The organism is Streptomyces sp. NBC_01618 (assembly GCF_045209435.1).
In the GTDB taxonomy this organism is placed as follows: Bacteria; Actinomycetota; Actinomycetes; order Streptomycetales; family Streptomycetaceae; genus Streptomyces.
This window is the reverse complement of record NZ_CP109297.1, coordinates 5,655,687-5,666,498: the sequence shown is the minus strand read 5'-3', so window position 1 is coordinate 5,666,498 and position 10,812 is coordinate 5,655,687. Positions and strand designations below refer to the sequence as shown.

General features: G+C 69.7%; 8 protein-coding genes. 4 read left to right on the top strand and 4 right to left on the bottom strand.

The window, feature by feature from the left end:
- The first annotated feature begins 132 nt into the window (after window positions 1-132).
- A complete protein-coding gene (locus OH735_RS26415) occupies window positions 133-459 on the top strand; it encodes a hypothetical protein (protein ID WP_406384123.1) in 327 nt (108 codons plus the stop codon).
- 229 nt (window positions 460-688) lie between these two features.
- Here the strand turns inward: OH735_RS26415 and OH735_RS26410 are convergent, their stop codons facing one another.
- A complete protein-coding gene (locus OH735_RS26410; protein WP_406384122.1) occupies window positions 689-1,219 on the bottom strand; it encodes a GNAT family N-acetyltransferase in 531 nt (176 codons plus the stop codon).
- Window positions 1,216-2,469, bottom strand: a complete 1,254-nt coding sequence (locus OH735_RS26405) for an IS256 family transposase (protein WP_406384121.1) — start codon at window positions 2,467-2,469, stop codon at window positions 1,216-1,218. The genes OH735_RS26410 and OH735_RS26405 overlap by 4 nt, the downstream gene beginning before the upstream one ends.
- A gap of 1,119 nt (window positions 2,470-3,588) precedes the next feature.
- Here OH735_RS26405 and OH735_RS26400 point away from each other — a divergent pair.
- Window positions 3,589-4,620, top strand: coding sequence for an alcohol dehydrogenase (locus OH735_RS26400; RefSeq protein ID WP_406384120.1), 1,032 nt, complete (start codon window positions 3,589-3,591; stop codon window positions 4,618-4,620).
- Between the two features lie 34 nt (window positions 4,621-4,654).
- Here OH735_RS26400 and OH735_RS26395 read toward each other — a convergent pair whose 3' ends face one another.
- Complete coding sequence (locus OH735_RS26395; RefSeq protein WP_406384118.1) at window positions 4,655-5,371, bottom strand: MFS transporter; 717 nt, start codon at window positions 5,369-5,371, stop codon at window positions 4,655-4,657.
- On the opposite strand from OH735_RS26395, the gene OH735_RS26390 reads away from it, so the two are divergent.
- Complete coding sequence (locus OH735_RS26390; RefSeq protein WP_406384117.1) at window positions 5,370-5,762, top strand: TetR/AcrR family transcriptional regulator C-terminal domain-containing protein; 393 nt, start codon at window positions 5,370-5,372, stop codon at window positions 5,760-5,762. The two genes, OH735_RS26395 and OH735_RS26390, sit on opposite strands and share 2 nt — an antisense overlap.
- Window positions 5,763-5,922: 160 nt before the next feature.
- Complete coding sequence (locus tag OH735_RS26385; protein WP_406384116.1) at window positions 5,923-7,950, top strand: M4 family metallopeptidase; 2,028 nt, start codon at window positions 5,923-5,925, stop codon at window positions 7,948-7,950.
- Window positions 7,951-8,077: 127 nt separating this feature from the next.
- Here the strand turns inward: OH735_RS26385 and glgP are convergent, their stop codons facing one another.
- Window positions 8,078-10,681 carry an alpha-glucan family phosphorylase gene (glgP, locus tag OH735_RS26380; RefSeq protein ID WP_406386740.1) on the bottom strand — a complete coding sequence of 868 codons (2,604 nt, stop codon included), beginning with the start codon at window positions 10,679-10,681 and terminating at the stop codon, window positions 8,078-8,080.
- Between the last annotated feature and the right edge of the window lie 131 nt (window positions 10,682-10,812).

Genomic DNA, 10,812 nt, shown 5'->3' with positions numbered 1-10,812 from the left:
TCCGCGGTGGCCACCTTGTTGCCATACTGGACGTCCCACACCACGTGGTGGCGTACCTGGCCCGCCTGCTGGCCGCCCACCGCCGCCGGGTCAGGACGCCGAGGACCTCGCGTACTCTGATCCCGTTCCGCCATGCAGTGCTGGTTCCGTGAACGCGGCTGCGCGCACCGCCTCGCCCGGGAGGCCGGCGTCTCGCAGGCCACCGGCTACCGCTACCTCTACGAGGGCATCGACCTCCTCGCCGCCCAAGCCTGGCTCTCCACGAGGCCCTCGACCGCTGCCGACGCGAAGGCACCAGTCACATCATCCTCGGCGGCACCCCTGATCGCCCCCGACCGCGTCGCCGGTGGCCGCGACAACGGCAACGACCTCTGGTTCAGCCAGAAAAACAAGGCGTTCGGCGGAAACGTGCAAATTCCCGGCCCCCGACCGCACTCCGCTATGGGTCTCCGGCGCTGAGCCCGGCTCCACCCCTGACATCGCCGACGCCCGCATCCACGCACTCCCCCGCTCCATAAGGCCGCGGCCCACGGCCTGCCCACACTCTTCGACAAGGGATACATCGGCGCCGGCATCGGCATCCTCGTCCCGGCCCGACGCGCGACGCCCGACGCCCGAAGGGACGGTTGGAGCGAGACCTGCACGTGGACACGCGAACCACGAACAGCCTGATCAGAGGGAGCAATTGTCAAGAGTTGTGGATTGGCTGAGATGCTGATGCGTTCTTGCGTTCCAGCAGTGTGACCGTGACGCCGGGCGCGATCTGGCGCTCGCCGACAGGTATGAATCCGCGCCGACGATAGAGCGCAACCGCGGGCAGGTTGGCAGTTCCGGTGGAGACGACGGTCAGTTCCGCGGGCTCGATTGAGTCCAGAGCGTCGAGCAGTGCCGTTGCGACGCCGCGGCGATGCACGACGGGATGGACCACGAGGCGGCAGATGTCCAGAGCATCGTTCGGCAAGCGGGTCCAGGCGACCGCTCCGACAAGTCTCAACTCGTCGCGAACCCCGAGGAAGGACTCGTCACATGCGCGCAACTGCTCAAGGGTCTCGTGCAGGGGCGGGATGCCGTCGAAGCCGATGAGCCGGGCTTCGACCGCGTAGGAGGCCCGCTGAAGGTCCCACAGATGACGCAGGGTGTCGGGATCGGACAGGTCGAGCCGAACGGGTTCAGCAAAGGGTCGGTGGGATTCGGTGGCGGCGTGCCGTTGGCCGGTCATGCTGTGATCCTTTCAGAACGCTCGACCAGGACGCCGTTCTCGAACCGGGCGCCCGCACGGACCAGGGGCACCAGGTGGGCTCCGGTGATCGCGCGCCAGCGTTCCTGGGCGGATTCGACGAGCTTGAACACCATCGCGAGGGCTGCGGCCGGGCTGCTGGCGCCGCGGGTGGCCTTGGTGCGGAGCTTGACTGTGGAGAACGTCGACTCGATCGGGTTCGTAGTGCGCAGGTGGATCCAGTGCTCGGCCGGGAAGTCGTAGAACGCCAGCAGTTCCTCCCGGTCGTCGGTGATCTTCGCGACGGCCTTGGGCCACTTCGCGCCGTAGGTCTTCGCGAACGCCTCGATCGCCTTCTCGGCATGGGCGCGGTCATCGGCGTTATAGATCACCTGCATCGCCTTCGTCGCGCCTGGCTGTGCAGACTTCGGAAGGCAGTTCGTGACATTTCTGGCCTTGTGAACCCAGCACCGCTGGTGCCGGGCAGCCGGGAACACCTCGGCCAGTGCCTTCCACAGCCCCATTGCGCCGTCTCCGATAACCAGCTCGGGGGCGCGCATGCCGCGCCTGCGGCAGTCGCGCAGCAGGTCGGCCCCCGACTCGGTGGACTCGCGCAGTCCCTCGGCAAGCGCGATCAGCTCCTTGGTGCCGTCCAGCCGGACGCCGAGCAGGACCAGCACGCACGAGTGCGCCTGACCCAGCCGGACCTTGGGGTGCACGCCGTCGGCCCACACGTACACGTAGTCGCACTCCGACAGGTCCCGGTCCTGGAAGGTGGCGTGGTCGTCCTGCCACTGCTTCGTCAGCCGCGTCACCGTCGCAGGTGACAGCCCTGCCGTGCCGCCGAGGAACTGCTCCAGCGCCGGAACGAAGTCGCCGGTGGACAGGCCGTGCAGGTACAGCAGCGGCAGCACCTCGGAGATCTTCGGTGACTTGCGGCACCAGGGCGGCAGGATCCTGGAGGAGAACCGCTTGCGCTCCCCGGTGGCCTCATCGACGCGGCGGTCGTTCACCCGCGGCGCTTTCACCTCCACCGGCCCGGCGGCCGTGACCACGGTCCGCGGCTGGTGGTAGCCGTTGCGGACCACCAGGCGGCGGCCGGCGCCTTCCGTCTCCGCCGCCAACTCGGCTATGTACTGGTTGACTTCGGCCTTCAGGGCAGCGGCGAGCATACGGCGGGCGCCCTCGCGCACGATCTCATCGATCAGGGAGCCGGATTCGGTGGAGCCGTCGTCGGTGACTACGCTGAGCACGGGCGTACCTTCCCGGCCCGCGCTGCGAACGCGGGCCTACTCGGTGACCATCACAGGATCATTCGGGAAGGTACGCCCTCCGCGTCCCTCCCAGGGACTGATCCACAGGTCTTGAGCATTGCTCGATCAGAGGTACCCGCGCCCCGCCGCGGAACTGAAGCAACACTGGCACTCTGCAGTACGTCACCCTCAGCCCCAGCCGGATCGGCGACATCGCCGACGCCGCCCTCGTACCCAACAGAATCTAAAAATGATTCCCGCTGAGAGAACGTCACTCAGTGCCCATCTCTTCAGTGTGCTCTGGTAACCGCGATCGAACGCGGCCCACCCGACCTCACACCCGGGCCGAACGTTATGGAATGCGGATCACAGAGCTGCTGCTACTCACAGTGACCGCACTCGATATCCTGGTGCCGGTTTCTGCTCGTGATCAGCCGACACGAGCAGTGCTCATCACTCGCGGATTTCGACGTTCCCGCAGGAACTCATGCTCACGATCCCGCGCTCCCTACACTGAGTCCAGGATCCGCGAGTCGACGCGCAATGTCGGCTGAGGATGCGCACTCGATGGGCACATCTCGGTCCGAGTGCGCAATGGATCTCGCGACCAGCGCCGATGCGTACCTTGCCGTCGATCCGCGCCACCATGCGGCAGCGCTGGGCGCCACTTGCCGCGGAGTTTGGCGATGCCGGTGCTGTCAGCGCTCGGGGCAGCTCACACCGCCAACCCGAGCGAGCAAGGCAGCGTCCTCAGTGGGTAACGCGTCCATCGCCAAGCCGCCGAGGTCGAGTCGTCTGTTCCCGCCGGCTCTCAGATCCCAAGGGTCGCTACTCACGGTGACTACCAAAAACGTCCGGACACGGAGTTCTGCTCAGGATCAGTCGACACGAGCGCTGCTCATCACCCGCGGATTCCGACGTATCCGCAGGAGCCAGTGCTCACGAAGTCGCGCTTCCTACAAGGGTACGGGGCGCGCGCGGGGTTTGACGACGGGGGTGTGACGACGGGCCCGGGCCCGCCCCTCGCCCGCTCCACCCGGCGTGCGTGATCGGGCCGGAGCTGGTCTGCTGATTCCGGGGGGCCGTCCACCCGTGTCCCCGTATCCCGGAGAGATCCAGATGAGCGTCTCCAACGTCTATCGGGCCGCGCAGGTCGCAGCCGCCGGCGGTCCGTTCGAGATCGTCGAGCGTGAGGTACCGCGCCCCGGCCCCGGCCATGTACGGGTGGCCGTGGATGCCTGCGGGGTTTGCCACAGTGACGCCTTCTTCGTGAACGACGCGCTTTTGGGCGTACGGTTCCCGGTGGTCCCCGGGCATGAGATCGCCGGGCGGATCGAGGAGCTCGGCGAGGGGGCGGAGAACGCCTGGCGGGTGGGTGACCGGGTGGCGGTGGGCTGGTTCGGCGGCAGCTGCGGCCACTGCACGCCCTGTAGGCAGGGCGACTTCATGGTGTGCCGGTATCTGAAGGTGCCCGGGTGGGCGTACGACGGAGGCTATGCCGAGACGGTGATCGCGCCGGTGGACGCCCTGGCCCGGATCCCCGACGCGCTGGACGCGGCCGACGCGGCGCCCATGGGCTGCGCGGGGGTGACCACGTACAACGGGCTGCGGCGCAGCTCCGCGCGGGCGGGTGACCTGGTCGCCGTGCTCGGCATCGGCGGCCTCGGCCATCTGGGTGTGCAGTTCGCGGCCGCGATGGGCTTCGAGACGGTGGCCATCGCCCGCGGAGCCGCCAAGGCCGACTTCGCCCGGGACCTCGGCGCGCACCACTACATCGACAGCACGTCGGACACCACCGTCGCGGACGCGCTGCAGGCCCTCGGCGGCGCCAGGGTCGTCCTGGCCACCGCCTCCAACTCCGGGGCCATCACGGCGACTGTGGACGGCCTCGCGCCCCGCGGCGAGCTGGTCGTCATCGGCGCGGACCCCGAACCGCTGGGAATCAGCCCGACCCAGCTGCTCATGAGCGGCAAGGTCGTCCGGGGCCACCCGTCCGGCACCGCGCAGGACGTCGAGGACACCCTGGCGTTCAGCGCCCTGCGCGGAATCCGCCCGATGACCGAGACCGTGCCGCTGGACGCGGCCGACGAGGCGTACCGGAAGATGCTGTCCGGCGCCGCCCGCTTCCGGATGGTGCTCACCACGCACTGACGCACCCCGCCGCGCACCGGGGCGGCGGGCTCCGTCACGACCGTGGCTTCTCCTCGGCACGGTCGTGGCCGCCCGGTCCGTCGGCCGTTACGGACGCCGCGCCCCGGAGCAGGACGACGGAGAGCACGGCGGCCCCGGCCATCGCGGCCCCGGCCCCGGCCGCGGCTGCGTTCAGGCTGTGGGTGAAGGCGCGGAAAGCCGTGGGGAGTACCGCGTCCCGCAGCTGGTCCGGGAGCTGCCGGGCGCCCGCGACCGCGCCTGACAGGGTCTCCCGCGCGGCGTCGGGTGCGCCGGGGGCCGTAGCGCTCATATCCCGGCCATAGACGGCGGCGCCGACCGAACCGAGCATCGCCATCCCCAGGGCGCCGCCGAGCTCCTGACCCGATTCGAGGACGGCGGCAGCGGAGCCCGCGCGCTCGGGCGGTGCGGCGCCCAGGGCGAGTTCGTTGGCGAGCGTCATCGCGGAGACCAGGCCGCCCGCGTAGACGGCGGACCCGGCGAGTGTCACCCAGAGCGGCGAGTCGGTCCCGATCCGGGTGAGTGAGAGGAAGCCCGCAGCGGAGACGAGGAACCCGCCGCCCATGACGTACCCGCGGTCGAACCGCCGGGCGAACGCACCGGCCGCCGGCGCGGCGACCATGACACCGAGGGACGGCACCAGGCTCCACATGGCCGCCTCGAGGGGACTCTTGCCCAGGACGGACTGCACGCACTGGGAGAAGAACGCCGCGAATCCGACCGTTGCAGCCATGGCGCAGGCCGTGGCTTCCTTCACCCGGCCGACAGCGTCCCCGCACGCTATGCGGTACACGGAGTGGGTGCTGCACACCCTGGCCGGCACCGGGCTACCGCCGTACACGAAGCTGCACATCCATCTCACCATTTTCGCCCACGTCCAGGGGCTTGCCATGGCCGAGGACATGGAGACACAGGCGCGTCAGGACACCGGGCTGTCCGCCGCGGAGTGGATGGTAAGAAATGAGCCACAGTTCGACGCCATCTCGGCCAGTGGCGACTACCCGCTCCTCAACTCGCGGTTCGAACACGAGGAGTTCGAGCTCGATCTCGACGAACTCTTCGAATTCGGCCTGCGCAGGACGCTGGACGGCATCGCGGTGATGATCGGCGAAACGTCCGCTTAACGAACATGACCTTTACGGCAACGGACGACTTCCGGCCAACTTGTTGACGCGGTCCTGACAGGACCGTCTTCCGGCTGACACTCTTCACCCCGTTCCGCGCACTTCTCGTTCTCCCGACGGCCACCCTGCCGCCGGTACCCCCCTCGCAGAAGGAGCCCGCGTGAGATCAACGCCCAGCCGTCGTGCCACCGCGACCGGCGCTCTGATAGCCGCAGCAGCCCTCCTCGCCGTCGGAGTCCAGGCCGGTACGGCCACTGCCACTCCCGGCAGCACCACCGCGGCGGCGACCGCCGGCGCCAAGCACGGTGCACTGGCTAAGCAGCTCACCCCGTCCCAGCGCGCCGAGCTGATCCGTGAGGCCGACGCGAGCAAGGCGGCCACGGCCAAGGAACTCGGTCTCGGTTCTCAGGAGAAGCTCGTCGTCCGGGACGTCGTCCAGGACAACGACGGCACCACGCACACGCGTTACGAGCGCACCTTCGCCGGACTTCCGGTGCTCGGTGGCGACCTGGTCGTCCAGGAGTCCAAGGCCGGCGCGACCAAGAGCGTCACCAAGGCGTCCAAGGTCACCAGCGGCCAGCTGAAGGCCGTGGACACGACCGCCGATATCGCGCCCGCCGCGGCCGAGAAGCAGGCGCTCGGCCGCGCCAAGGCCGACGGCTCCAAGAAGACCGAGGCCGACCGGGCACCCCGCAAGGTGGTCTGGATGGCGCAGGGCAAGCCGCAGCTCGCCTACGAGACCGTCGTCGGCGGTCTCCAGCACGACGGCACGCCCAACGAGCTGCACGTCATCACCGATGCCACCACCGGCGCGAAGCTGTACGAGTGGCAGGCGGTCGAGAACGGCGTCGGCAACACCCAGTACAGCGGCCAGGTCACCCTCGGCACCGCGCCGTCGTACACGCTGACCGACACGGGCCGGGGCAACCACAAGACGTACAACCTGAACCGCGGCACCTCCGGCACCGGGACGCTGTTCACCAACTCCACGGACGTGTGGGGCAACGGCAACCCGTCGAACGCCGAGACGGCCGCCGCGGACGCCCACTACGGCGCGGCCGAGACCTGGGACTACTACAAGAACGTGCACGGCCGCTCCGGTATCCGGGGTGACGGTGTCGGCGCGTACTCCCGCGTCCACTACGGCAACAACTACGTCAACGCCTTCTGGCAGGACAGCTGCTTCTGCATGACGTACGGCGACGGCAGCGGCAACGCGAAGCCGCTGACCTCGATCGACGTGGCCGCGCACGAGATGTCGCACGGTGTCACCGCCGCCACCGCCAAGCTGGTCTACAGCGGCGAATCCGGTGGCCTCAACGAGGCGACCAGCGACATCATGGCCACCGCGGTCGAGTTCTACGCCAATAACGCCAGCGACAAGGGCGACTACCTCATCGGCGAGAAGATCGACATCAACGGCAACGGCACCCCGCTGCGCTACATGGACAAGCCGAGCAAGGACGGCGCGTCCAAGGACGCGTGGTACTCGGGCATCGGCAACGTCGACGTCCACTACTCCTCGGGCCCGGCGAACCACTTCTTCTACCTGCTCTCCGAGGGCAGCGGCGCCAAGGTCATCAACGGCGTCTCCTACGACTCGCCGACCTCCGACGGCCTGCCGGTGACCGGCATCGGCCGCGACAAGGCCGAGCAGATCTGGTTCAAGGCGCTCGCCACCAAGTTCACCTCCACCACCAACTACGCGGCGGCCCGCACCGGTACCCTCGCCGTGGCCGGTGAGCTGTACGGCACGGCCAGCGCCGAGTACAAGTCCGTCGCCGACGCCTGGGCCGGCATCAACGTCGGCTCGCGCCCCGGTGGCGGCGGCGACCCCGGCGGCACGGTCTTCGAGAACACCACCCCGGTCGCCATCCCGGACCGCGGCGCGGCCGTCACCAGCTCGGTCAACGTCACCGGCGTCACGGGCAACGCGCCCAGCACCCTCAAGGTGGGCGTGGACATCACCCACACCTGGCGCGGTGACCTGGTCATCGACCTCGTCGCACCGGACGGCACGGCCTACCGGCTGAAGAACTCCTCGATCTTCGACTCGGCGGCCAACGTCCAGACGACCTACACGGTCAACGCCTCCTCCGAGGTGGCCAACGGCACCTGGAAGCTGAAGGTGCAGGACGTCTACTCGGGCGACACCGGAAAGATCAACAGCTTCAAGCTGACGTTCTGAACCCATCGACCCGCTGAACCAGGAGCCGGCTCCGGCTCCGATACGAACGAACCGCCCGGGAGGAGCTCTCGCTTCCTCCCGGGCGGTTTCACGTCCGCAACGGGTACGGGGCCGGGCGGACGGTACGTCAGCGCATCAGCACGCCCGCGCCGTCCCCGGCCGACTCCGTGGGCAGCGCCACCAGGCCGAGTTCCGCACCGGTCGCCAGCAGCGGATGGGCGGGGAGCACCCGCACGGTGTAGCCGTACGGGCCGGTGCGGTCGAGGGCCAGCGGACCGTCGTACAGCCAGCGGCCCTCCAGGTCCTGGCCCCCGGCGGGCTTCAGCGGGAAGAACTGGGCGTCCGAGATCCCGTCGGCGGCGTCCACCCGGCCGGCCACCGCCTGCACCTCCACATCGCCGGGCTCCAGCGCCCCGAGGCCGATCCGGACCCGCAGCACCAGCGTCGACCCCAGCTCGGCCGAACCGCCCGCCGTGTCGGGCGCCACCGCCTGCACATGGTCGACGGCGACGCGCGGCCAGGCGGCGCGGACCCGGGCCTTCCAGTCGGCGAGCTGCCGCGCCGCGCCGGGGTCCAGCGCACGCTGGGCGAGCGCGGCGGGCGCGTACAGCCGCTCCACGTACTCGGTCACCATGCGCCCCGCCAGAACCTTGGGCCCCAGCATGCCCAGGGTGCGGCGGACCATCTCGATCCAGCGTTCGGGGAGTCCCTCGCCGCCCCGGTCGTAGAAGCGCGGCGCGATCCTGTCCTCGATCAGCTCGTAGAGGGCGCCCGCCTCCAGATCGTCGCGGCGGTCCTCGTCCAGGGCCAGACCGTCGGCCGTCGGGATCGCCCAGCCGAAGTCCGGCTCGAACCACTCGTCCCACCAGCCGTCGAGGACCGAGAGGTTGAGGCAGCCGTTGAGCGCCGCCTTCATGCCGCTCGTACCACAGGCCTCCAGCGGGCGCAGGGGGTTGTTGAGCCAGACGTCGCAGCCCGGGTAGAGCTTCTGCGCCATGGCCATCCCGTAGTCCGGCAGGAACACGATGCGGTGGCGCACCCGTGGATCGTCGGAGAACCGCACCAGTTCCCGCACCAGCCGCTTCCCGCCGTCGTCGGCGGGGTGGGCCTTGCCGGCGACGACGATCTGGATCGGGTGGGTCGGGTGGAGCAGCAGGTCCCGCAGCCGGTCGCGGTCGCGCAGCATCAGCGTCAGCCGCTTGTACGAGGGCACCCGCCGGGCGAAGCCGATGGTCAGCACGTCCGGGTCCAGCACGTTGTCGATCCAGCCGAGTTCGGCGGCTTCGGCGCCCCGGCCGCGCCAGGAGGCGTAGAGCCGTGTCCGCACCTCGGTGACCAGTTGGGCGCGCAGCGACCGCCGCAGGTCCCAGAGTTCCCGGTCCGGGATGTCGGCGGCGGAGTCCCAGCGGCCGGGTGTGCCGCCGTAGTCCTTGCGCAGCCGGAGGATCTCGGGCGCGACCCAGGTGGGCGCGTGGACGCCGTTGGTCACCGAGGTGATCGGCACCTCCGCCGCGTCGAATCCCGGCCACAGCCCCGCGAACATCTCCCGGCTGACCGAGCCGTGGAGGGTGGAGACCCCGTTGGCCCGCTGGGCCAGCCGCAGTCCCATGACCGCCATGTTGAAGAGCTCGGGCTCGCCGCCGGGGTAGGTCTCCATGCCCAGTTGCAGGATGCGTTCGACGCCGACCCCCGGGAGTTCGCCGTCGTCCCCGAAGTGCCGGGCGACGAGTTCGCGGTCGAACCGGTCGATCCCGGCGGGCACGGGCGTGTGGGTGGTGAAGACGGTGCCGGCCCGTACGGACTCCATCGCGGAGTCGAAGTCCAGTCCGGCACCGGAGAGTTCACGGATGCGTTCGAGCCCGAGGAACCCGGCGTGCCCCTCGTTGGTGTGGAAAACCTCGGGCGCCGGATGCCCGGTGAGACGGCAGTACGTCCGTACCGCGCGTACGCCGCCGATGCCGAGGAGCATCTCCTGGAGCAGCCGGTGCTCGCTGCCGCCGCCGTACAGCCGGTCGGTCACCTCGCGTTCGCCCGGCGCGTTCTCCTCCACGGCGGAGTCGAGCATCAGCAGCGGTACGCGTCCCACCTGGGCCTGCCAGATGTGGGCGTACAGCGAACGGCCGCCGGGCAGGGCGAGCACCACCCGGCTCGGGGTGCCGTCGGCTTCGCGCATCTGGGTGAGCGGCAGCTCGTTCGGATCGAGTACCGGGTAGTGCTCCTGCTGCCAGCCGTCGCGGGACAGGCTCTGGCGGAAGTAGCCGTGCCGGTAGAGCAGGCCGACCGCGACGAGGGGGACGCCGAGGTCGCTGGCGGCCTTCAGGTGGTCCCCGGCGAGGATGCCGAGTCCGCCGGAGTACTGGGGCAGAGCGGCGGTCACCCCGAACTCGGGTGAGAAATAGGCGACGGCGGCCGGCAGCTCCGCCCCCTGGGCCAGTTGCTCCTGGTACCACCTGGGTCCGTCCAGATAGTCCCGGAGGTCCGCGGACGCCTCGGTCAGCCGGTGCAGGAACTGCTCGTCGCGGGCGAGCTCGGCGAGTCGCCCGGCGGATACGGCACCGAGCAGCCGCACCGGGTCGCGCTCCGCCGTCCGCCGGACCTCCGGGTCGACGGCCTGGAAGAGCTCACGGGTCTCGGTGTGCCAGGACCAGCGCAGATTGCGGGCGAGGTCGCTGAGCGGTTGAAGGGGGTCGGGGAGGACGGGACGCACGGTGAATCGACGAATGGCCTTCACGTATTCCACCATTGCAGGGGACCTACGGATCCGAGGGGACGCACCACGGTGTGCGCCGCTCCGTCACCCTCGATGTCGGCCATGGACCTCGCCCCTCGATGTCGGCCATGGAACTCGCCCCTCGATGTCGG

Excerpts from the sequence above, each read along its gene's own strand:
- OH735_RS26415 (WP_406384123.1), top strand. The coding sequence starts at position 133 with ATGCAGTGCTGGTTCCGTGAACGCGGCTGCGCGCACCGCCTCGCCCGG.
- OH735_RS26410 (WP_406384122.1), bottom strand. The coding sequence starts at position 1,219 with ATGACCGGCCAACGGCACGCCGCCACCGAATCCCACCGACCCTTTGCT.
- OH735_RS26400 (WP_406384120.1), top strand. The coding sequence starts at position 3,589 with ATGAGCGTCTCCAACGTCTATCGGGCCGCGCAGGTCGCAGCCGCCGGC.
- OH735_RS26390 (WP_406384117.1), top strand. The coding sequence starts at position 5,370 with ATGGCGCAGGCCGTGGCTTCCTTCACCCGGCCGACAGCGTCCCCGCAC.
- OH735_RS26395 (WP_406384118.1), bottom strand. The coding sequence starts at position 5,371 with ATGGCTGCAACGGTCGGATTCGCGGCGTTCTTCTCCCAGTGCGTGCAG.